Origin of the sequence: Streptomyces sp. NBC_00670, assembly GCF_036226765.1 — a bacterium.
Taxonomy (GTDB): Bacteria; Actinomycetota; Actinomycetes; order Streptomycetales; family Streptomycetaceae; genus Streptomyces.
The window spans coordinates 5,725,329-5,748,434 of sequence record NZ_CP109017.1; the positions used below are offsets into that span (position 1 = coordinate 5,725,329).

14 protein-coding genes and 1 pseudogene are annotated in these 23,106 nt (G+C 74.7%); 3 read left to right on the forward strand and 12 right to left on the reverse strand.

Annotated elements, in window-relative coordinates; translation table 11 throughout:
- Positions 1–5: 5 nt before the first annotated feature.
- The 8 genes from OIE12_RS25435 to OIE12_RS25470 form a co-directional block, all read right to left on the reverse strand.
- The gene (locus tag OIE12_RS25435; protein WP_329139095.1) at positions 6–1,937 is read right to left on the reverse strand and encodes an alginate lyase family protein; all 1,932 of its coding nucleotides are present in this window, start codon (positions 1,935–1,937) and stop codon (positions 6–8) included.
- Positions 1,934–4,114 (reverse strand): bi-domain-containing oxidoreductase, encoded by a 2,181-nt coding sequence (locus tag OIE12_RS25440; protein WP_329139097.1) that lies wholly within the window; start codon positions 4,112–4,114, stop codon positions 1,934–1,936. The genes OIE12_RS25435 and OIE12_RS25440 overlap by 4 nt, the downstream gene beginning before the upstream one ends.
- 27 nt (positions 4,115–4,141) lie before the next feature.
- Positions 4,142–6,070: an asparagine synthase (glutamine-hydrolyzing) gene (gene asnB / locus OIE12_RS25445; protein WP_329139098.1), complete on the reverse strand. Its 1,929-nt coding sequence runs from the start codon at positions 6,068–6,070 to the stop codon at positions 4,142–4,144.
- 3 nt (positions 6,071–6,073) lie between these two features.
- Positions 6,074–7,774 carry a Wzz/FepE/Etk N-terminal domain-containing protein gene (locus OIE12_RS25450; RefSeq protein ID WP_329139100.1) on the reverse strand — a complete coding sequence of 567 codons (1,701 nt, stop codon included), beginning with the start codon at positions 7,772–7,774 and terminating at the stop codon, positions 6,074–6,076.
- A complete protein-coding gene (locus OIE12_RS25455; protein WP_329139102.1) occupies positions 7,771–9,177 on the reverse strand; it encodes a Wzz/FepE/Etk N-terminal domain-containing protein in 1,407 nt (468 codons plus the stop codon). Before OIE12_RS25455 ends, OIE12_RS25450 begins: the two co-directional genes overlap by 4 nt.
- Entirely contained in the window at positions 9,174–10,439 is a 1,266-nt protein-coding gene (locus tag OIE12_RS25460; RefSeq protein ID WP_329139104.1) for a glycosyltransferase family 4 protein, read from the reverse strand. The genes OIE12_RS25455 and OIE12_RS25460 overlap by 4 nt, the downstream gene beginning before the upstream one ends.
- Positions 10,429–11,745: a nucleotide sugar dehydrogenase gene (locus OIE12_RS25465; protein WP_329139106.1), complete on the reverse strand. Its 1,317-nt coding sequence runs from the start codon at positions 11,743–11,745 to the stop codon at positions 10,429–10,431. Before OIE12_RS25465 ends, OIE12_RS25460 begins: the two co-directional genes overlap by 11 nt.
- A 156-nt stretch (positions 11,746–11,901) precedes the next feature.
- Entirely contained in the window at positions 11,902–13,398 is a 1,497-nt protein-coding gene (locus OIE12_RS25470; RefSeq protein ID WP_329139108.1) for a sugar transferase, read from the reverse strand.
- Positions 13,399–14,056: 658 nt separating this feature from the next.
- Here OIE12_RS25470 and OIE12_RS25475 point away from each other — a divergent pair.
- The 3 genes and pseudogenes from OIE12_RS25475 to OIE12_RS25485 all read left to right on the forward strand — a co-directional run bounded on the left by OIE12_RS25475 (position 14,057) and on the right by OIE12_RS25485 (position 16,026).
- Positions 14,057–14,806, forward strand: a complete 750-nt coding sequence (locus OIE12_RS25475; protein WP_329139110.1) for an SDR family oxidoreductase — start codon at positions 14,057–14,059, stop codon at positions 14,804–14,806.
- Between the two features lie 54 nt (positions 14,807–14,860).
- Positions 14,861–15,340 (forward strand): annotated as a pseudogene (locus tag OIE12_RS25480) (CocE/NonD family hydrolase C-terminal non-catalytic domain-containing protein).
- Between the two features lie 65 nt (positions 15,341–15,405).
- A complete protein-coding gene (locus tag OIE12_RS25485; protein WP_329139111.1) occupies positions 15,406–16,026 on the forward strand; it encodes a TetR/AcrR family transcriptional regulator in 621 nt (206 codons plus the stop codon).
- Positions 16,027–16,038: 12 nt separating this feature from the next.
- Here the strand turns inward: OIE12_RS25485 and OIE12_RS25490 are convergent, their stop codons facing one another.
- Genes OIE12_RS25490 through OIE12_RS25505 form a run of 4 tightly spaced genes read right to left on the reverse strand, consistent with a single transcriptional unit; the run spans position 16,039 to position 23,031 of the window.
- Positions 16,039–18,894: a hypothetical protein gene (locus tag OIE12_RS25490; RefSeq protein ID WP_329139113.1), complete on the reverse strand. Its 2,856-nt coding sequence runs from the start codon at positions 18,892–18,894 to the stop codon at positions 16,039–16,041.
- Positions 18,891–19,703 (reverse strand): 4Fe-4S cluster-binding domain-containing protein, encoded by an 813-nt coding sequence (locus OIE12_RS25495; protein WP_329139115.1) that lies wholly within the window; start codon positions 19,701–19,703, stop codon positions 18,891–18,893. Before OIE12_RS25495 ends, OIE12_RS25490 begins: the two co-directional genes overlap by 4 nt.
- Positions 19,694–21,613, reverse strand: a complete 1,920-nt coding sequence (locus OIE12_RS25500; protein WP_329139117.1) for an AAA family ATPase — start codon at positions 21,611–21,613, stop codon at positions 19,694–19,696. Before OIE12_RS25500 ends, OIE12_RS25495 begins: the two co-directional genes overlap by 10 nt.
- Complete coding sequence (locus OIE12_RS25505; RefSeq protein WP_329139119.1) at positions 21,610–23,031, reverse strand: hypothetical protein; 1,422 nt, start codon at positions 23,029–23,031, stop codon at positions 21,610–21,612. The genes OIE12_RS25500 and OIE12_RS25505 overlap by 4 nt, the downstream gene beginning before the upstream one ends.
- Positions 23,032–23,106 lie beyond the last annotated feature (75 nt).

The window sequence follows — 23,106 nt, forward strand, 5'->3', positions numbered from 1 at the left end:
TGCGGTCAGTCGTGGAACGTCAGCACGGTGGTGAACCCGTGCGCCTCGTCGGTGAAGCCGGTGCCGAGCAGCGTCGTGGCGGGCTCCTTGCGGCCGAAGCCGGGGGAGTACCAGCCGAGCGGCGGATCGCTCTCGCCGCGGTGCGCCCGCCAGGACAGCCCGTCGGGCAGATCGAGCACGGCGGAGCGCTCCTCGCCGTCCCGGCGCCACGCCAACGCGGCCCGGTGGCCAGTCAGTTCGGCGGTGACGGCCGGACCGAGGTGGAACGCCAGGCGTACGGCCCGACGCGGACCGCGCACCTCGTCGACCACCCGCAACTGCGCCCCGTGCGGGCCGAGTTCGACCCGACGGCGATGGACCGACCCCCGGTAGCCGTCGTGTTCGGCGCACCAGCGGGACACCCCGGCCTCCAGGACCCGGCTGCGGGCGTGCCGGACCCACAGGAACGGGCCGCCGGAGCCGGACTGGTCCTCGCCGTCCAGCTCCAGGGTGTTGTGGCCCAGCGTGGAGCGGAAGTAGCGCCGCCACTCGGGCCGGCCGTGGTAGCAGTACGTCCCCGGGTCGGCCAGCACGTCGACCCCGTCCTGCCGCACCTCCAGCGAGAGCGCGTCCGCGTGGGCGTGCGCGGCGATGGACAGGAAGCCGTGCGGACCGCCGTCGCAGCGGCACCAGATCCCCGCCGGGCCGCGCAGCACGGTGAGCCCCGCGTCCGCGAAGTGGGCCGGCCGCTCCGCCGGGCGCCGCACGGACGGTTCCGTGGGCCGGACGAGCGCCGCCAGCAGCGTCGTGCGCACGTCCGTGCCGGTCGCCGTCGGCCACCAGGGCAGGGCGCCGAACACCGCGTCCCCGGTGGCCAGCAGCGAACCCCAGCGGTCGGTGCCCGCGCCGTCCAGGACCAGGCCGTACCCGTCGTCCGCGTCGCCCTGGCGGGGCGGGCGCAACCGGTCGTCCACGACGGCGGCGAGCGCGTCGGTCATCCGCAGCAGCACCAGCCGCACCGACGCCGGGACCGGTACCCGGGCGGCGTCCGCCTCCGCCAGCGCGGCCAGGCCCAGTTCCAGGACGAGCCCGTGGTACTCGGTGGCCAGCTCGCGGTTGAGACCGGAGGGGAAGGTGTTGGCGCGCAACTGCCGCTCGAGGGACCGCAGCGCCTCGGCCCGCCACCGCGCCGAGTTGGGGAACCAGTCGAACGCGCAGGCGGCCGCGAACTGCCCGGCGGCCTCCGCGATCACATGGTTGTTCGCCGACGAACCCCGGCTGGGGAAGGCCGCCAGCCAGCGCTGGTGGTGCCACACCTGCCGCACCGCCTCCGGGTTCTCCTCGAACAGCCCGGCCGCGCCCGGCCAGCCGTCGAGCAGTCGGCGGATCCACACCCACGACAGCAGCCGTATCCCCAGCTCGATGCCGCTGATCCAGTGCACCCCGCGCAGCGGCGGGTTGGCCGTCCACCACGAGCGCAGGTGCGCGGCGACCCGCTCGGCGTACCGCGCGTCGCCGGTGAGCGCGTAGGCGGCGGCGAGCACGGTCAGGTACTGGTGCCGGGACGGCTCCCAGATCTGCTTGATGTCGCCGACGGCCTCCTCGTCCCGGTACGGCACGTCGAAGGCGTAACCCGCCGGGGCCCGGCGCCCGGTCCTCGGGTCGTACGACCAGTCCGGGTCGGCCATGTCCGCGCGGCGCACGCCGAAGAACTCGGCGTGTCCGTCCAGCAGCCGGTCCGCCTCGGCGACCAGGCGCTTCGCGGCGTCCGGCGGTACCGCGGCGAGCGTCCCGGCGGGCAGGACGGCGGTGAACCGGGCGCCGGTCACGCGCGGACCGTCGGGCGGGGGCGCCGACCGCCACCGCCGGCGGCGCACCGCGTCGGCCGCCCGGCCGCCGACCTCCCGCGGCCCCATCCGGGACAGCCGCCGGAGGTACCAGCCCGGACCCATGCTCATCGCGCCCCCGCCAGCGTCACCGGGGCGCCGGACGCCAGGCTCGTCCGCACGGCGAGCGTGGCCGCCGTGGTGGCGACCAGCGACTCCAGCGGCACCGGCATCGGGCCGCCGGTCCGCACCGCGCGCACGAACGCGGCGAGTTCGGCCTCCTGGCCCTTGTCCCGGGCCTTCGGCAGCCGCGAACTGACCCACCGCTTCCCGCCGTACACCGAGGCCCGGACGAAGTCGTCGAGCCGCAGCGCCCTGCCGTCCGCGACGAGGTCCAGCGTCTCCTTGGGGAAGCCGGACGGACCGGTGGTGACATAGCTGAGGGTGGCGGTGGAGCCGTCCGGGTAGCCGAGGATGATCTGGAGGTCCTCGTTGCCCGGGGTGGCCGTCGCGTACACCGAGACCGGGTCGGCCCCCAGCAGCCAGCTCGCGGTGTCGACGAAGTGCCCGCCCTCACCGGTGAACCGCGAGCCCTCGCTGTCCTGCCGGAGGTACCAGCTGCCGTGGTCCAGGCGGCCCGCGTTGATCAGATAGCGCAGGCCGGCCGGGCCGGTGCGGGGGCCGAAGTGCTTCCTGGCCTCGTGCAGCAGCGGGGCGAAGCGGCGGTTGAAGCCGATCTGGAGCCGGTCGTTGCCGGACTCCTCCACCGCCGCGACCACACCGGCCAGTTCGTCCTCCGTGAGGGCAAGAGGCTTCTCCACGAACACCGCCTTTCCGGCCAGCAGCGCCTTCCGGGTCAGCTCGGCGTGCGAGCTGTGCCGGGTGACGACGAACACCGCGTCGACGGCACTGTCCCCGAGCACGGCGTCGAGGTCGGTGGTCGCCTCCGTGAAGCCGAACTTCCGCTGGGCGTTGGCGGCGGACAGCGCCGTCGTGGTGACCACCGTGGACAGCTCGACGCCGTCCCGCCCCGCCAGGTGCGGCAGCAGCATCGACGTGGCGTAGTTCCCGGCGCCGACGAAGGCCAGGCGTACGGGGGTTTTGGGGGCGCGGGCGGGGGCCGGTCCGGCCGTGCCGCGGCGCACGGCGGGCACGGTCACCTCCGGAGCCTCGGGCTCGGCGGACTGCTCCGGATAGCGGAACAGCACCGCCACCGCCTTGAGTTCGCCGTCCTTCAGGCGCCGGTAGGCCTCGACGGCGTCGTCGAAGTCGGCGACGTGCGAGACCAGCGGCTCCACGTCGACGCGGCCCCGGGCGACGAGGTCCAGGAAGCAGGCCAGGTTGCGGCGCTCCGTCCAGCGGACGTACCCGATCGGGTAGTCCCGGCCCTGGAGCTCGTACTCCGGGTCGTAGCGCCCGGGGCCGTAGGAGCGCGAGAAGCGGACGTCGAGTTCCTTCTCGTAGTACGCGTTCCACGGCAGGTCGAGGCGGCACTTGCCGATGTCGACGACCCGGCCCCGGTCCCGGCTCAGCCGGGCGGCCAGCTCCACGGGCTGGTTGCTGCCGCCGCCGGCCGCCAGATACACCTGGTCCACGCCGTGCCCGTCGGTGAGTTCGGCGACGGCGGCCTCCACGGCCGCGGCCCCGGGGTCGCCGCAGGCGACGGCGCCCAGGCGTTCGGCCAGCTCGCAGCGGGCCGGGTCGGGGTCGGCGCCGACGACCCGGACCCCCGAGGCGGTGAGCAGCTGCACCACCAGCTGCCCGATCAGCCCGAGCCCGACGACCAGCGCCACCTCGCCGAGCCGCGACTCGCCCTGGCGCACGCCCTGGAGCGCGATCGAGCCGACGGTGCCGAAGGCCGCGTGCCGGGGCGCGAGGCCGTCCGGCACGGGCGCGTAGAGGTTCTTCGGCACCCAGTTCAGCTCGGCGTGCAGCGCGTGCTCGTTGCCGGCGCAGGCCACCAGGTCGCCGACCTTCACGTCGTCGATGCCGGCGCCGACCTCCTCGACGACCCCGCACAGCGAGTAGCCCAGCGGCGTGTACGAGTCCAGCTTGCCCATCACCTTGCGGTACGTGGCGGGCACGCCGTTGGTGGCCACGCTCTGCATGACCTTGGCCACCTGGTCGGGGCGGGAGCGGGCCTTGCCGAGCATCGACATGCCCGCCTCGGAGACCTTCATCAGCTCGGTCCCGGTGGAGATCAGCGAGTAGGCGCTGCGCACCAGCACACCGCCCGGCTTGCACCCCGGCACCGGCACGTCGAGGAGCGCCAGCTCGCCGCTCTTGTAGTTCTGTACGACCTGTTTCACCCGAGCTCCTCTTGAGTTCCCACGCCGTCAAGCCGCCTTGCCCTGACTCGAGCCGGAGACCGCGTCGCGATACCAGTACTCGAGGGTCAGTACGTGCCACAGATGCTTGGAGAAGTCCCGCTGCCCGGCGGCGTCCTCGGCCACGAGCCGTTGCAGCGCCTCGCGGCGCAGCAGCCCCGAGCGCACGAGTTCGCCGTCGTGCACCACCTCGCGCACCAGCGGCGCCAGGTCCCGGCTCATCCAGGCCCGCAGCGGGGCGCTGAACAGGCCCTTGGGCCGGTACACGATCTCCTTGGGGAGGACGGTGGTGGCCGCCTCCTTCAGGACGGCCTTGCCCTGCCGGCCGACGATCTTGCGGTCGCCGGGGAACGCGAACGCCGCCCGCACCACCTCGACGTCCACGTACGGCACCCGCACCTCCGTCGACGCGGCCATGCTGGAGCGGTCCGTGTAGGCGAGGTTGAGGCCCGGCAGGAACATGCGGGCGTCGCCCAGGCACATGCGGTTGACGAAGTCGTCGAGGCCGTTGTCCGCGTAGACGTCCGCGTGCTCGGTCAGTACGTCCTCGACGGTGCCCGCCAGGTCCGGGTGGACCAGGGCGAGCAGCTCCTCGCGGTCGTACATCGTGTAGCTGCGGCGGAACGCGGTCTCCTCCGGCAGGTCGGCGAAGGACAGGAACCGCTTCGCGAACCGCACCGACCGGTAACCCCGGCGGGCCGAGGCGACCGGCAGCCGGTCCACGGCCGCGGACAGCCCGCGCCGCAGGGGGCGCGGAACGCGCTGGTAGCGCAGCGCGAGCACGTTGGCCAGGTGCTTGCGGTACCCGGCGAACAGCTCGTCGGCGCCCATCCCCGACAGCATCACCTTGATCCCGGCCTCCCGGGCGGCCGAGCAGATCAGATACGTGTTGATCGCGGCGGGGTCGCCGATCGGCTCGTCCAGGTGGTACGTCATCCGGGGCAGCAGGTCGAGCACGTCCGGGGCGATCTCGATCTCGTGCAGGTCGACGCCGAACCGCGCGGCGACCTCGCGGGCGTAGCGCAGGTCGTCCGGCATCGCCTCGAAGCGGGCGTCCTCGGCGCGGAACCCGATCGTGTAGGCGGAGATCCCGGGCCGGTCGCGGGCGGCGAGCGCGGTGAGGTAACTGGAGTCCAGCCCACCGGAGAGGAAGGTCGCCACGGGCACGTCGGAGAGGAGGTGCCGCCGGGTCGACTCCTCGACGACGGCGGCGAGATCGGGCAGCTCGCCGGCCCGGGTACGCTCCCGGCCTTCCGCGGCGACGTCCTTCACGCTCCAGTACCGGCCGCGCTCGACCCGGCCGTCGGGCCGGCAGCGCAGCCAGCTGCCGGGCGGCAGCTTCTCCGCCTCGCGGAACGCGCAGCGCGAGTCCGGCACCCAGTAGTAGAGCAGCGAGGCGACGAGTGCCCCGTGGTCGACCTCGAGCTTGCCGCCGGTCACCGTGGCGAGCGCCTTGAGTTCGGAGGCGAACACCAGGCCGTCGCCGCGGCGGAGCAGGAACAGCGGCTTGATGCCCAACTGGTCGCGGACGAGCGTCAGTTCACCGGTGCGCTCGTCGAAGACGGCGAACGCGAACATGCCGCGCAGCCGGGGCAGGCAGTCCGTGCCCCAGCGCCGCCAGGCCTCGAGGAGCACCTCGGTGTCGGAGGTGCCGCGGAAGCGCGCCCCGGCGGACTCCAGTTCGGCGCGCAGCTCGGGCGCGTTGTACAGCTCGCCGTTGTAGGTGAGGGCGAGGCCGTCCTTGACCATCGGCTGGGCGCCGGTCCCGGAGAGGTCGATGATGGACAGCCTGCGGTGCCCGAGCTGCACCTCGCCGTCGCCGGCGGGGTGGCTGTAGCGGCCCGCCGCGTCCGGGCCGCGGTGGGCCAGGACGTCGGTGAGCCGGTCGGTCACCGCCTTGCCGTCCGGCCAGCGGTAGGTACCCGCGATGCCACACATGCGCTAACGCACCTCCCGCTCGCTGTCCGTCCGGCCGCTGTCCGTCCGGCCGCCGTCCGCCCGTCCGCCGTCCGGCACCCGAGGCACCGGCATCGACGGCCGCTCCGCGCGGGCCCGGCCCGCCGCGAACCCGTCCCGCCGCCCCGTCCACAACGTGCCGTCGGTACGGTCCCGGGGGTCGGCGTCCACCAGCACGACCCCGAGCACCCCGACCCCCCGCTCCGCGAGCTGCCGCGCCACGGTGTGCAGCCAGGCGGTACTCCCGTACCCGACCCGCACGACGAGCACGGCCCGCTCGCCGAGACACGGCAGATCACACCACGTGGTCCCGGGCCGGACGGACCCGACGCCGATCCGGCGCGCCGGGGCCGTGTTCCCGCGCGGGGCCGTCGTCCGCTCGCCGCCGCTCGTGGGCGTGGTGCGCGGGGTCACCGTGTGATCGCCGTTGACCGTGGCCGTCGGCCAGGGGGCGCCGGTCACGGGCGTGGCGCGCGCGTCCCCGTGTGCTGCCGGGGCACGACCGGCGTCGTCCACGCCGACCGCGGGGTCGTCGGCCGTGACCACCGTCGGGCCGCCGCGCTTGCGGCGGAGTCCGGTCAGCTCCGGGCCCGGCAGGCCGTCCACGACGACCACCGGGCCCTCCGTCTCCAGTGCCGTCGCGAGGTCCAGGGCCAGGACGCCCGTCGTGCGGGCGCAGCCCAGTTCCAGCAGGGAGACGGGGGCCCGCGTGCCCCGTACCGTGCGGGTGAGGGTCGTGGTGAGGCGGGTGCGGGCCGCGCGGGTGCGGTGGCGCTGCCACCGGCCGCCCGGGCGGCGGGGGGTGTGGCGCAGCTCCGCGAGGACCGAGGCGTCCAGGTGCGCCGCGATCTCGCGGCGCAGTACCGGCCGGTCCGCCACCACCGCGCCGACCGCCGCCACCGCGAGCCCCAGGACGAGGCCGAGGACGAGCCCGATCGCGGCGTCGGTGACGACGGCCTTCGGCAGGGAGTGCCGCACCGCCCGCGCGTCGTCCACGATCTGCGTGCCGGCCACGACCTTGGGCGTACCGGTCCGCGCCTCCGCCGCGCGCTCGTCGAAGTCGGCGATGCGTGAGTTGAGTTCGGCCCGCCGGGCGAACAGCGACTCCACGCTCGCCGACGCCTGCGGGTCGTTCTCCGACGCGTCGCCGATGGACTTGTTGACCTGGGCGAGTTCGCCCCGCATCCGGTCGCGCTGGTCGAGCAGGGCCTGCGCCTCCGCGTCGGCGGTCTGCCGCATCCGTCGCACATGGTCGGCGACGAACGCGTCGGCCAGGGCCTTGGCGCGGGCCACCGCCTGCGCGTCGCTGTCGCCGGTCACGTCGATGCGCAGCAGGTTGTTGGTGAGGCCGGTGCCCCGGTAGTCCCGCAGGAAGTCCTCGGGTTTCTCCGGGGAGTCGAGCGCCCGCAGGGCCGCGCCGGCGATGCGTGTGGTGCCCAGGAGTTCGACGTCCGTGCGGATCAGCGTGCCCGTGTCGTTCGGCTGGTCCTCCGCGTGCGCGACCAGCACCGTCGTCATCGCGGCCGGCGCCGGCGGCAGCAGGACCGCCACCGCCGCCCCGAGCAGCAGCCCCAGCAGCGCCAGCGAGCCCCACAGGCGGCGCCGTCTGCGCACCGCGGCCACCAGTGACTGCAGGTCCAGGAGCGGGGCGGCGCCCGACGGCTCCGCGGCTCGGTCCACCGTCATAGGGCACCCCCCGTCGTACGGCCGCGCCCCGCGAGCGCCGGCGCGGCGGCGTCGTCCGGGACGGCACCGTCCGCGGCGGCCCGCTCCCGCCGGCCGGTCGGCCGCGCCCTACGGACCCGCACCGGACCGGCGACGACGACGCCGACGACCTCGTGCCCGCCGTCCGCGCACGCCTCCGCGAGCCCGGCCAGCTCCTCCGCCGTCCATTCGCCCGCGCCGGCCACGACCAGCGCACCGGACTCGGTGTCGCGGTCCGGCACGATGGGCCGGGACACCGGCACCTCCACCACCCGCAGCAGGGGATCGCCCCCGGCCTCGGCGACGAGTTCTCCGGCCGCACGCCGGGCGGTCTCGTCGCCCTCCGGCACGACGACCAGCAGCCGGCGCGGCGCCGGCAGCCGCTCCCGCAGCCGCGCGCACACCCGCCGGTGCCGCAGCCGCCGCCCGGCCTCGTCACCGGACGCGCGCGGCACCGGCACGTCCCAGCGCGTGTCGGTGCCGAGCAGCCGGCGCAGCCGGGCCCGTACGCCACGGCGCTTCGGGCCGCGGCGCCCGGTGGGCACGTCGACCGTGCCCAGCGGCGTCGAGCCCAGCGCCGCGGCGATCTCCGCCTCGCCGTGCGGCCGGCGGTTGCTCCGCGCGGCGACGAGATGGCCGACGACCGCGAGCAGGAGGAACGACACCGCTCCGCCCACGACGAGTTGGAGCCGCGTCGGCGGCGCCTCACCGGTGGGTCTGGGCGCCGGGCCCATGACGACCATGCCCGCCTTGTTGGTCGCCGGGTCCGCCTCGTCCAGCTTCTTCATGGCCTCCTGGAGCGCCGTCCGCAACTGCTCCAGCTCGGTGCGGGCCTGCACGCTCTCCACCGTCTGCCCGGGATCGGCGGCGTCGGCCAGGTCGGTGATGCGCCGGTTGGTCTTCGTCACCTGCTGCCGCAGCGCCTCGGGCCCCGCCGCCGCGTCCGTGTCGGTGGCACCGGTGTCCCCGGTGTCGCCCGCGATCCGCCCGGCGAACGCCACGAACTGCCGCGCGACCTGGTCGGAGAGGCGCTGGGCGCGCGCCGGGGTGTCGGCCGTGCCGGAGATCTTGATGATGTTGCCGTCGGTGGCCTTCGCGCGCACGTCGTCCCGCAGCTCGGTGCGACCGACGTCGGGCCGGCGCAGCGCGGCCGCCGCCCGGTCGACCACCGTCGAACTGGTCGCGATCTCCGCCTGGGTGAGCAGCTCGCGCTCCTCCCACTGCCCCGGCAGCAGCACCGAGGCCGTCGCGGTGTAGCGGGGCGGGAACAGCAGCGAGGCGCCGTAGCCGACGAGCCCGCCCACCACGACGAGGACGGCGAGCAGCCGCCGGCGCCGGCGCAGTATCCGCCCGAGCGTGACCAGCCGGATCGTGTCCTCGCTCATCGCCGCCGCCTCCGTCCCCCGCGCGGGGCGCGGCTCTCGCACGCGGCGGCGTAGGCGGCGAGCAGCGCCGCCTGGGAGTTGCGCCAGGAGAGCCGCCCCTCGATCCGCTCCCGGCCGATCCCGCCCATCCGGGCCCGCTTCTCCGGGTCGTCGAGGAGCATCGCGACCAGCTTGGCGAACGCGGACTCGTCGTCGTCGGGCGCGTAGACGGCGGCGTCGCCGGCGGAGACCCGCGCCTCCTTGAGGTCGAAGGAGACGATCGGCCGGCCCATCGCCATGTACTCCAGGACCTTGTTCATCGTCGACACGTCGTTGAGCGGATTGCGCGGGTCGGGGGAGAGGCACACGTCCGCGGTGGACAGGTGGCGCAGCAGGTCGGCGTCCGGGATGCGCCCGGTGAACGTGACCTGCTCCTCAAGACCGAGGTCGTGGGAGAGCTCCACCATCGCGTCGAAGGCGTCGCCGGAGCCGACGAACACCGCGTGCCAGTCGGTCCGGCCCAGCTCGTCGCGGAGCTTCGCCAGCGCCCGCAGGGCGTAGTCGACACCGTCCTGCGGGCCCATCACGCCGAGGTAGCACAGCAGATGAGGCTTGCCGTGCTTCAACTCCGGCTCCGGCGCTACCGGTTGGAACCGGTCGGTCCGGGGCGCGCTGCGCACCACGAACACGTCCTCGGGCCGCCGGCCGCCGCGGTCGACCGCGACCTCCTTGTAGCTCTCGTTGGTGGCGAGGACGACGTCCGCCGCCCGGTACGTCATCCGCTCCAGCGCGCACACCGCGCGGTACAGCATGTCCTTGCCGCGGCCGAACCGGGACAGGTACAGCTCGGGCACCAGGTCGTGCTGGTCGAAGACGAACCGCGCGCCGCGCCGCTTCAGCCGCAGCGCGGGCAGGAACAGCAGGTCGGGCGGGTTGCAGGCGTGCACGACGTGGACGGGGCCGACCTTGCGGGCCAGCCGGGCGGTGTGCCACAGCGCCGAGCCGTACTCCCGCAGATATCCGGCGGGCCCGCCGGTGGCCGCGCGCAGCGGGTAGCGGTGGATCCGCACCCCGTCGATCTCGGCCTCCGCCTCCGTGTCCCGCTTGGTGCCCCGGGGGCAGATGACGTGCACCTCCCAGCCGGCGTCGCGCAGGGTGGTGCACTCCTGCCACACGCGCCGGTCGAACGGCACGGAGAGGTTCTCCACCAGGATCAGCGCACGCCGGCCGGACCCGGCGGGGTTTTCCAACGAGCTGTCCGTCAATGAACTGTCACCAGGCAAGGCCCACGTACCCCGGTTCGGCCCGGCGCGCGTCGGCGTCGGGAAGATGGACGAGATCGACGAGCACGCGGCCGTCACCATGGGGCAGCGCCGCGAGGACGGCCGGGTCCCTCGTCCCCACGAGGCACACCTCGGCGTGGTCCAGCACCTCCTCCACGGAGTCCGCGAGGAGCTGCGCCAGGTGCGGCAGCCGCGTCTCGACGTACTCGCGGTTGGCGCCGAGCAGCCGCGACAGGCTCACGTTGGCGTCGTGGATGCGCAGGTCGTACCCCTTGCCGAAGAGCCGTTCCGCCAGCTCGACGAGCGGGCTCTCGCGCAGGTCGTCGGTGCCGGGCTTGAAGGACAGCCCGAACAGGCCCACCCGGCGCTTGCCCGTGCGCTCCACCAGCTCCACCGCGCGCTCCAGATGCGCGGAGTTGGACGGCAGCACATGGGAGAGGATCGGCACCGACACGTCGGCCCGCTGGGCGGCGTGCACCAGGCTGCGCAGGTCCTTGGGCAGGCAGGAACCGCCGAAGGCGAAGCCGGGCCGCAGATAGGCGGGGCTGATGTTGAGCTTGCGGTCGGCCAGGAAGACGTCCATCACCTGGTGGGAGTCGACGCCGAGCGCCCGGCACACCGCGCCCAGCTCGTTGGCGAAGCCGATCTTGAGGCCGTGGAAGGCGTTGTCCGCGTACTTGATGGCCTCGGCCGTCGGGACCGGCACCCGGAACACCTCGCCGGGCAGCCCCTCGTACAGCTTCAGCACCGTGTCGCCGCCGGCCGGGTCGAGTTCGCCGACGACGGTCTTGGGCGGGTCGAAGAAGTCCCGCACGCTCGTGCCCTCGCGCAGGAACTCCGGGTTGACCGCGACCCCGATGTCCACCCCGGCGAGCCCGCCGACGTGCTTCTCCAGCAGCGGCACCAGCAGGTTCAGGCAGGTGCCCGGGAGCATGGTGCTGCGGAAGACGACGGTGTGCCGGCCGCCCCGCTCGGCCAGCGCGGCACCGATCTCCTCGGTGACCCGCTCCAAGTACGTCGTGCACAGGCTGCCGTTGGGCTCGGAGGGCGTGCCCACGCAGACCAGCGACACCTCGCTGTCCGCGATCGCCGCACGGACGTCCCCGGTGGCGCGTAAGGCCCCGGAGCCCACCACCTCGGCGATCAGCTCGCCGATCCGCTCCTCGACCACCGGTGCCTTGCCCGCGTTGACCAGGTCGACCTTGACCTGGTTGACGTCCACCCCGATGACCTCGTGCCCCATGCCGGCCAGGCACGCGGCCGACACGCAGCCCACGTAACCGAGCCCGAACACGCTGACTCTCATGACCCGTTCCTCCCCCCAGCTCCCATGACCCGTTCTCTCCCCCCGGCCGCCGTACCGGCCCGTGTTCGTTCCGTCGGCCGCCGTACCGGCCCGCGCGCGTCCCCCGGTCCGCCGCACCGGCCCGCGCGCCGCGCGCCGGTGCGGCGGACCCGTGCCTCAGTACGCGCCCTGCCCGTAGAGCACCGCGCGCAGCGTCTTCCACAAGATCACCGTGTCCAGGGCGAGCGACCAGTCCTCCACGTAGCGCAGGTCGAGCCGGACCGCCTCCTCCCACGGCAGGTCGCTGCGCCCGCTGATCTGCCACAGGCCGGTCAGCCCGGGCTTGACCAGCAGTCGCCGCCGGATGTCCGGGCCGTACGCGGCGGACTCCTCCGGCAGCGGGGGCCGGGGGCCGACCAGCGACATCGACCCCGTCAACACGTTGAACAGCTGCGGGAGTTCGTCGAGCGAGTAGCGGCGCAGCACCGACCCCACCCGGGTCACCCGCGGATCCCGGCGCAGCTTGAACAGCAGCCCGGCGCCCTCGTTGCGGTCGGCCAGCGCGGCCCGGGCGCGGTCGGCACCGGCGACCATCGTGCGGAACTTGAGGATGGTGAACTCGCGGCCGTCCTTGCCGACCCGGCGCTGCCGGTAGACCACCCCGCCCCGGCTGTCCACCAGGACCAGCAGGGCGACGAGCACCATCAGCGGCGCGAACAGCAGCAGCAGGAGCGCCGCGCCCAGCCGGTCGACGACCTCCTTGACCACCCGGCGGCCTCCGGTGAACGCCGGCATGCTGACCCGCAGCAGCGGGATGCCGAGCACCGCGTCGACGTGCAGCCGAGGCCCGGCCACCTCCATCAGCACCGGGGCGACGACCATCTCGGCGTCGCTGCCCTCCAGGTTCCAGGCCAGCCGCTGCAACCGGTCCGGGGACCAGTGCGGGTCGGGGGTGACGGCGACGACGCGGTAGCCGTCGCGGCGGACGTGGCTCGCGACCTCCGCCAGCCGGCCGACGACCGGCACCCCGTCCAAGTGGTCGGTGTCGAGGCCGAAACCGTCCGTCGTGCACACCGCGTCCACGCGCCAGCCGAGGTGCGGGAACTTACGGGTGCGGGTGATCAGATCGCGTACGGTGGCCGGGTTCCCGGCGGCGAGCACCGGTCTCAGACACCGGCCCTGCTTGCGCTGTCCGTGCAGCCAGAGGCGCAGCAGATAGCGGGCGATCATGGTCACGAGGGCGATCGCGGGGATCGCGACGAAAATCCAGAGTTTGATGTTGCGCGAGGTGAGCGCGATACCGCCGAGTGCCAGGACGACCGTCGCCATGAACAGGGAACGGCCGAGCCGACGGAATTCCTCGGCGCCCTGGCCGAGAACCGCCGGTGCCCACGCCCGGCTCACTCCGAGCGCGGCCAGCACGAGTAACTCGGTGCCGAAGGCGAGAATTCCCCACTTCTCGTGCCAGTTGGCCGCGTCCCGGGCTCCGAAGAATTCCCCGATCACCGCCACGACCAGGGCGGTCGCCACCGTGTCGGCGGTGATCACCGTCCGGCGGTAGCGCTGTTCCCAGTCGTGTCCGGACGGTCTCAGTGCGCCGTCCGCCTCGTCCATCCCGTCCGTCAGACGCCCGCGCGCCGACGGAAAAGGGCTGACCAATCCCCCCTGCCGCACAGAAAACCCCCCAGGTCACCAGTGGTGTGGCGTGCCCGCCCACCACTGTGCTCACCGCGAAAGGCCCCCGCCCCTCGCAGTCCCTCCCCTTCATGGGGGGCACCGCCCCCCCCGCGCCGCGCCGTTCCTCCCCACGGAAGGCCCCCGCCTCCCGCGCACGACATCCCCACTGTTTCGGCGCTGCTTTGACTACCCACCCTCGCGGCAGCGGACGCGCATTTCCCGTGACTTTCTCGGACCGTGCGTGACGCTGTTTCCCGGGAATTGATCACCGTCAATGATCTTCCTTTGAAGATCATTGACGACGTCCCGCTCCCGAAGGCTGAAGCACGGTCAATCTAGACCATCGGGGCCGGTATGTAGAGGGGATGTGTGCGAATCGTGCGCGTCTTTGAGACATGTATTGCCTGTCCGCTGTCCGCTGTCCGTACGACCCGCCCTGCGCCGCCTGAGCGCGGTGCCGGCCCACCGCATGTCCTCCGGGCCCGCCGCACCCTCCTCCACCCCGCTGACCTGCGCCGATACGCCCCACGTACCGGCCGATGAAGAACATCTATTGGCCGCCGGGTGAGCGGCGGGGGCAGGGTGGACGGTGCGGCGGCCCGGCGGTCCCGGGCGCCGCGTCCCCCGCCTGCCGTCGCACCGAAGGAGCACCCCCATGCCCACGTCCACCCCCGCCGCCCTGATCACCGGCGGCACCACCGGCATCGGCAGGGCGACGGCCGAACTCCTGCACGAGCGCGGATACCGGGTGATGGTCACGGGCCAGAACCCCGACACCCTCGACGCCGCCAGGAAGGAGCTCCCCGAGGACGTCGTCGTCCTGCGGGCGGACGCACGCTCCCTGGCCGACGCCGACCGCGTCGCCGAGGAGGCCCGCACCCGCTTCGGCTCGCTCACCGCCCTTTTCCTCAACGCCGGCATCACCCGCCCGATGCCCCTGGAGCAGGCCGACGAGGCCACCTTCGACGAGGTGTTCCAGGTCAACGCGAAGGGTCAGTTCTTCACCCTCCAGAAGACGTATCCGCTGCTCGCCGACGGCGCCTCGGTCGTCTTCACCGTGGGCGTCGGCGTGACCCGCGGCTTGGCGGGCGGCAGCGTCACGGCGGGCAGCAGGGGCGCGCTGCTGGCGATGGTGCCCTCGCTGGCCGTCGAGCTGGCGCCCCGGGGGATCCGCGTCAACGCGGTGAGCCCCGGCGCCATCGACACCCCGATCTGGACGAAGTCCGGCATGCCCCCCGAGATGCTCGCGGAGATCACCGAGGCCGCCGCCGCCCGGATCCCCTTCGGCCGGTTCGGCACCGCCCGCGAGGTCGCCGAGACGGTCACCTTCCTCCTCTCCGACGCCGCCGGGTACGTCACCGGACAGAACATCGTCGTCGGCGGAGGCAGCGGCCTCACGCCGTGAGGGTCCCGGGGGCCGGACGGCTTCTACCAGGCGCCGCTCACCGTCACCGACAAGGTGGAGATCCTGAGCTGGTCGACCGAGCCGTTCACCGAGCCCGCCGAGCTGATCGGCCAGGGCGCGGCCCACCTCTTCGTGGAGATCGACCAGCCCGACACCAACCTCATCCTGCGCCTGTGGGACGAGGCCCCCGGCGGCGGACGGTAGCTCCTGACCACCTCCTACCTCAAGGCCTCGCACCGCGAGCTCGACGAGGAGCGCACCACCGAGGGCGACCCGTACCGCCCGCACACCCGCGCGGTGCCGGTGGAACCGGGGCGGATCGAGGAGTACGTGCTGCGTGTGTACCCGTTCGCGGCGACGCTGCTTCCCGGCCACCGGCTGGTCGCGGAACTCTCCAACGACGAACCGCTCGCCGACGCGCTGCTGCCGCCGGACGCGTTCCACCTGCCGGTGGGCCGCCCCGTCACCCACAAGATCTACCGCGACGCCACGCACCCGTCCCGCCTGGTGCTGCCGTTCACGAAACGGGGGTGAGAGCGGCCCCCGTGCCAGAATGGGAGACGCCCTGCCCCGCCGCTCCCCGTCCCGAGGTCCCGACCGTGCCCAAGCCCGTCGTCCGCGAGCCGTTGCGGAGCAACGCGCGGTCCAACCGGGAGCGCATCCTGGCCACGGCCCGCCAGGAGCTGGGCCGCAACCCGGACGTCACGCTGGAGGAGCTGGCCCGCGCCGCCGGCGTCGTACGGCGCACCCTCTTCGGCCACTTCCCCGGGCGCGCCGCGCTCCTGGAGGCCCTGGCCGAGGAGGCGTCCGAGACGCTGCGGGCCACGATGAAGGACGGCGCCCGCCGCCCCGAGGAACCGGCCGAGCGGGCCCTGGCCCATTTCACCCTGTCGATGTGGGCCGTCGGCGACCGCTACCGGCTGCTGCTCTCCCTGGCCCGGCGCGACCTCGGCGCCGAACGCGTCGCCGAGGTCCTGGCCCCGGCCCGCGACGCGGTCACCGCGATCCTGGAGCGCGGCCAGCGGGACGGCGTCTTCCACACCCACCTCCCGGCCGCCGTCCTCAGCGCCGGCCTGGAGGCGATGACCGTCGCCCTCCTGGAGTCGGTCAACACCGGCGCCCTCACGGACGACGGCACGCAGACGGCCGTCGCCATGCTCATCGCGGCCGGGGTGCCGCGGGAGCGGGCGGCCGCAGTGGTCGCCGAAGCCGCGGGCTGAGCCGCGCGCCCGTCACCTCCCGTACGACGATCCGTACGACGCGCCGCCCGTACCGCTCCGCGCGGTGACCTCCAGCGGCCGGGTGCCGCGTTTGCCGAGGACGTACAGGCACCCGGCGAGCGGGAGGAGCACCCACAGGGTGCCGTGCCAGAAGTCCAGGGAGTAGGCCACGGCCAGCAGGGTGTGCGTGAGGCCGTCGGCCCACAGGTGCCACAGCAGGGCGACGGTGGCCAGGGTGGCCGCCGCGGCACACCCCAGCCGCAGCACACCGCCCCGGCCGCGCACGGCCCAGCGCAGCCCGGCGGCGCAGGCCAGCAGCACCGAGACGGGCAGCAGCCAGGGCAGGTGCGCGGGTACGCGGGTGCCGGCGCCGAGGAACGCGCCGTCGTCGGCCCACTCCGGCCGCTTGTCGCCGATGCCGTCGGAGAAGTCCCGCAGCGAGATGATCATGTGGTCGGCGTTCGCCGGCGCGCCGATGCGGGCCTCGTGCCAGAGCTGGTCGCGGGAGCGCCAGAGCGGATCGTCGGACGGGGCGGTCGACTTGGCCGGGTGGTTGGTCGGGTGCTTGTCCGGGTGGGACGTGGCCGGATGCTTCTTGTCCGGGTGCAGCGCCCTGGCCGCCGCGGTGACCACCCGCACGCCGGGGTGAGACGGTGCGAGGCCGGCGGAGGCGGCGGTCGGGGGCGGGCTGTAGGGGACCCAGCCGAAGGCGGAGTAGCCGATGACGTCGAGCAGTCCGAGCGTGAACGCGGCCAGCCACAGCCACCGCAACGTCAGCAGCCTGCGGTGCGCGAGCTCCAGCGACGCGCGCCGCCGGTCGCGTGCGTCCGCGCGCTCCGTGGGGGAGCGCGCGAGGTGGGTGCGCACGCCCCGCGCCCCCTGCTTCAGGGCCGTGCCGACGCGTTGCCGCGTGTCGACGAGCCGAGCCCGCCGCATCCCGCGCCGGAAGACCACGATCTGCTGGTCGAAGGCGAGCGCGGCGGCCAGGAGCCCCGTCGCCGTCGCGTCCGGCGGACCCGACCGCTCCCGGCCCAGGGCGCCGGTGGCCGCGTCGTGCAGCCGCCCCCACCAGCGGGGTGTCCCGACGCCGGGCCGCGCCCGCGAAAGCCGTTCCCGGCACTGGCCGAGGAAGGCGTCGTCGCCGAGGAGCAGCCGGACCACCCGGGTCAGCACCGTGTCCCGGTCGTACCAGGCGGGGCCGTTCGGCACGAGGTGCGCAGCGGCCTCGGCCCGCAGCGCGTCGCCCTCCTCCTGACGCTCCCGCTCCAGCGCCTGTACGGTGCGGTCGGTCTCCTGGCGGGCCGTCTCCAGCGCCCGGGTCACCTTCTCCTCCAGGCCGCGCAGGACCGGGCAGCCCGCCTCGCCGCCGTGCCGGGCGCAGGTCTGCCGGGCCGCGTCGCGCAGCACCCCGCTGTCCAGCACCGCGGACAGGGTGGCGGCGTCCTGCCGCGCGGCCAGTGCCAGCAGGCCGTCCTCGTCGATGACGTCGCCCCAAAAGCGCGGCGGGATGCCGCGCAGGAACGTGGCGGCGAGACCCGCCAGGGCCCGTTCCGGGGCGTACGGTCCGCTCGGCGACCGGAGGAACCGGTCGAGCGGACTCCGGTCCGCCGACGGCACCCGGGCTTCGAGCCACTCGGCCAGCGCGCCCGCGTGCTCCGGGTCGCCGAGCCACGCGGAGCCCGCCGTACCCGAGTCGACGAGCGCCGACACCAGCTCGGCCGGGTCGTCGAAGGCGAGGTCGCCGTACCGGAACGGCTCCACGGAGGCCGCCCCGGGTGCCTGCTCCGCGCACCAGGCCCGCACCCCGGCCGCGTCGAGGCGGCCGCCGGTCAACCGGTCGAGCAGCTCGTCCCAGTGCGGGTCGCCGGTGTCGGCGGCGGGGCGGTGCAGCAGGGCGTCGGGCAGGTCGTCGGGGTCCGTGCCGGGCGGGATCCCGGGCCGCCCGGTGAGCAGTTCACCGACGACGGCCGCCGCGCTCGCCCAGGCGCTGCGGGCGCTCCACCGGCCCTGCTCCACCAGATGGGCCGGTGCCAGATAGCGCGTCAGCGGCGGTCGCGGCCCCCGGGCGCAGTCCTCACCCAGTACGGCGGCGCCGTCGAGGTCGGGGAGTACCAGCTCGACGCCGCCGAGCGTGCGCAGGTACAGCGTGTCGGGCGACAGGTTGACGGGGACGGCGCCGGCCTCCCGCTCCCAGGCCTCCAGCAGGTCCGCGAGGCCGGACAGCAGGGCCCGTACGGCCGGCTCGGGCAGTCCGCCGAGTCGGCCGGGCGGCCCCTCGGGGGCGGTCAGCGCGTCGTCCAGCATCTTGCGCAGGGTGCCGCCGCCGGGGAGGCGCCAGGTCTCCCAGGTGACGGTGCGGCTGCCGTCCGAAAGGGTCTCCACACCGCCGTCGAGCCGGTCCACGACGCCGTGCTCGGCGCATCTCTCGCGCAGCCTGTCCTTGGCGAGGCCGGGCCGGAAGCCGTGTGCGTGGACCTTCAGCAGCACCATGCCGTGCGGACTCCCGACCGGTGCGGCCAGCCACAGCCGGCCGCCGACGGCGGCCTCGGGCGGCAGCATGTCCAGCAGCCGGTAACGGCGTTTCACCCCGGGCGGCAGCTCGACGGTCCCGTCGCCGGGGCGGGGTGCCGCCGCCGGCGGCGTGAGGGGCCGCCTCAGCAGATCGGCGATCGGATCACTCCCGTCGGGGCCGTTACCGGCGGCACCCCCGTCCCCGGCGGAACGGGCGGGGTCCACCGCACCGGAGTCCATCGCACCGGAGTCCACGGCCTCGGGACCGTCGTCCCGTACGGTGTCGCAGTCGTGCTCGTCGCAGTACGCGGTGGCGCAGGGGTGCTCCTGCTCGCCGCCCCGGCAGTAGTACCTCACCGGTCGCTCTCCTTGTCCCCGGACGTCTCCCCGGTTCCCGACGTGTCCACGGTTCCGGGCGTCTCCACGGTTCCGGACGGAATGGTGGGCGGGCGCGCGTACGGCCCCGCCGACGGTGCGTCCGGGCGCGCCGGGCGCCAGGACACCTGTCCCTGGCGGAACCCCGCCGTACGCAACGACCGCTCCAGCGCGGCCAGTTCACCCGCCCTGGGTACGCCGATGAGCCACGCGTCGCGGTCCGACGCGACCAGTTGCATGGGGGCGCGTGCGGGGCGGTGCTCCCGCCACGGCCCGTACCGCTCCCGGCCCAGCGCGGTGAGCGGAGTGAGGGTCTGGTTGGCCGAGCCGCGCCAGATCAGCGTGGTCGGCGCGTCGGCCCGGTACGGTTCGCCGATCACCGCGTCCGCCAGCCCGCCGGTCACCTCGGGGGCCCGCCGCGCCAGCTCCGCCAGTGGGTGTCCCGTGTAGACGAGCAGGTCGGCCGGGCGGCCGACCGCCTCCTCCCGGGCGACGCGGAGCAGCGCGGTCAACGCCTCCGGCTGGTCGCCCGGTTCGCCCCCGGACACCGTCAGCCCCTCCGCACCCAGCGCCAGCGCCCGGCGCCACACCTCCCGGAACACCTCCGGCGGCAGCCGGGAACCCGCCCCGGCCGCCCAGGTGTCGCGTGCCAGACAGCCCGCACAGCCGATCGAGCAGCCCTGGACCCACACTCCGAGCCGGCGGCCCGGCCCGAGGGCGGTCACCGGAAAGTGCACGCGGTTGACGACGAGACCGCTCCCGGAGGCCGCTTCCGTACCCGTCAGCTCCATACCGGTCTCCACGCGTCGTTGTCCGGAATGAGCGTGGACAGGGTGATCCGGCCGCCCGGCCCCCGAGGCCGCTCGAACAGCTCCCGGCTCAGCGGATTGACGACCGCGCTCTCCACCAGGTTGAGGATGCCGCGCGCCCCGAGACCGAGGTTGACCAGCGCGGCGTCGCGCAGCTCCTCGCGAGCGCCCTCGTCGACGACCAGCTCCGTCTTGTGCACGGCGGCGACCCGCGCCACCACCGAGTTCAGCGACCGGTCCAGTACCTCGCACGCCGCCTTCTCGTCGATGAACCCGAGGGTGACGTAGTTGTCGCCGAGCCGGTTGCGCAGTTCGGGCCGGCCGATCTTCCGGTCGAAGAAGTCCTCGTACGCGGCTCGGAAGTGGTCGAAGTAGCCCGCCCGGTCGTCGGTGAACTGCCGCAGCAGGTCCGTGGCGCGGCGGGCCGCTGCGTCCGGGTCGGCGCCGTCCCGCTCTTCGGCCGGTTGGGTGCCGAGGTTGGAGGTGAAGACGATGAAGCACTCAGAGAAGTACACCGTGCCGCCGCGGCTGTCGGTGAGCCGGCCGTCGTCGAGGATCTGCAGGAACAGGTCGAGGATGCGTTCGTGGGCCTTCTCGATCTCGTCGAAGAGCAGCACGCTGGCGGGCTGCGCGCGCACCGCGTTGGTGAGCTCGCCGCCGGAGTCGTAGCCGACGTACCCGGGGGGTGCGCCGATCAGGCGCTGCCGGCTCTCGTCGACGCGGAACTCCGACATGTCGAACCGCACCGGCTGCGCCTCCTCGCCGAGCAGCAGCGTGGTGACTGCCCGGGCGAGCTCGGTCTTGCCGACACCGGTGGGACCGGCCAGGAACAGCACTCCGCGCGGGCGGTTGCGGGCGGCCGAGGACTGGGCGCCGGTGAGTCCGACGGCGGCCCGCGTCAGCACGTCGACCGTCTTGCGCACGGCGGTCGCCTGGCCGAGTACGCGCGCGGACAAGTACGTCTCGGCGTGGGAGAGCTGGCGGCGTACGGTGTCGCCGGCCCACGGGTCGTCGGTGATGCCCACGCGCACCAGCCGGGCCGCGTCGGAGTAGACGGTCGGTCCCGGTGGCAGGCCGGCGGCGGTCAGCACGGTGGTACGGACCTGACGGGCCGTCATGCCGTCGGTGGCACCGGCGACCGCCTCCAGGTCGTCCGGCGTGGCCGCGTGGTCGAACAGCCGGTCGATGAAGCGGGCCGCCAGCGCGGCGCGGCGGTCGATGTCCGGGCGCAGCAGCCGGATGATCCGGACCGAGTCGCTGCCGACCGGGAACGCCGGTGGCAACTGGTCCTGCTGCTCGCACACCCAGAACAGGGTGAGCCCGAAGGCCTGGCGGCCGGGCCGGCCCGGCGCCGGGACGGAGGGCGCGGCGTGGCCGAGCGCCTCGACGGTGGTGAGCAGGGTGCGGTCGGCCCGCAGGACGGTGTCGCCCGGCAGCGCGTGCGCGGCGTAGGGGATCACCATGGCGACCGGGACGGTCAGCCCGTTCCGGCCGCTGAACAGGCCGTGCAGGTCCAGCAGCAGCCGGCGCAACTGCGCGGAGTCGAACTCGGCGTCCGGCCGGGTGTGCTGCCCGACGAGGTCGCGCAGCCGTGCGTCGGCCGCGGCGAGGGCGGCGTCGCGCGGCTCCTGCGGGGTGTCGACCCGGTCGACGCCGCGCAGCGGATCCAGGGCCAGCAGCGCGGCGTACCCCTGCGCCCGGCACACCTCCCACAACACGTCCTGCAACGCCAGCAGCCGAGGCCGGCCGCCCGGTGCGGCCGGGGGCAGCTGGTGCAGATCCCGTACGTTGCCGGTCAGCAGCAGATGCGGAGCGAGGGAGAGCGAAAGCCGCACCTCCCGCATCCACGCCTCGGGCAGCGCGCCGGCGTCCTCACCGACGACGACACTCACCGGCCACCTCCCGCCGGGCCGGTGGGCCGGGTGGTGCGGGCCTGGGTGGTCGTTGTCGCGCGGGCGCGGCTGAGGGCGGCGGCCCGGGACTCCTCGGCCGACGCCTCCTCGGCGCTCGACCCGGCGGCCGTACCGTGTGCGGCGGTCGTGCCGGCGGCGACCGCGCCCGCCGGGGCCTGTTCCCGCCACTTCGTGGCGAAACCGCGCGCGGCGAGTCGGGCGGTCAGCTCGTCCATGTCCCCGCACATGTGCTCCTGGGCCGACCGGTCCGCCGCCGGGTCGCCGCCCGGCAGGCGGACGACCTCTGCGGTCAGCGCGTCCGCGTCGTCCAGGTCGAACCGGACGGCGTGGTACGGGAACGCGTCGGGCAACGGCACGAGCACGGTGGCGGCCCGAAGCCGCGCCTCCGCGTCGCCGTGCGCCACGCCCGCGGCGTGCGCCGCTCCGGCGTCATGTGCCACACCCGCTGTGTGGGCCGCCCCCGCGCCGTCGGACACGTGCGCGCCCTCGGATGCGCCCGCGCCCTCGGACGCGTCCGTGAGGGACCACACCTCGCCCATCGCCTCGTGCACCGCGGCGACGAGTTCCGCGCGGCTCTCCTCGGCGGTGAGCCGGCCGAGGACTTCCTCGGCCAGGTGCAGCGTCTCGGCCAGCGCGGGGAGGTCGTCCCCGCAGCCGTCGGTCCGGGTGCGCAGGGCGTCCGCGTAGGAGCGCGCCCCCCGGTGCCGGGCCGCGCCCACCTGCTCGGTCACCAGCGCGATCCGTTCGCGCAGCAGCGCCGCCTCCTCCCGGGCGCGGTCCGCCCGGGCGGCCTCGCGGGCGGCGGCCGTCAGCCGTGCGAAGGACTCCTGCGCGCCCGGCTCGCCGGCCAGCACCCCGCGCGCCGCCGCGTGCACCTCCTCGGCCCGGCCGGGCAACGCCCGGGCGAGCTCGGCGGCCTGCTCCAGGGTCGCGGCGGCCGCGCGCTCCGCGACCTCGGCCCGGGCCCGCCCGGCCGCGGCGTCGTCCAGGGTCCGCCGCCGCTCGCTCTCCCGCGCCCGCCACGCGGCGAGTTCGCCCGCCGCGGTGGTCCTCGGCGCCGCCCGCTCCGCCGTGGCCGCACCCGAGGCGGGACGCGCGGCGGCACGCTCGCGTGCGTAGGCCCCGGCCGACTCCGCCAGCCGCGTCTCGACGACGGTCAACTGCTCGCGCACCGAGGCGAGTTGCTCGGCCAGCGCGACCGAGCCCTCCTCGATGCCGGGCGTGACGACCTCCGGCACGCCAACGCGCGCGCCGGTGACGGCGCGGGCCACGGCGCACCGGCGCGCGAGCCGGCGCGCCCGCGCACGCGTCTCGGCGAACTCCTGCTGAAGCCCCAGACACCGGTCGCGCTCCGCCGCCGCGAGCCGCTCCCAGTCGATGATCACCGACGAACTCATCGGTCCCCCCGAGTGTTCTCCCGCGTGTTCTCCCGCGCACGGTGTGCCGCGCGGGGCGCACACGTTATCGGACGG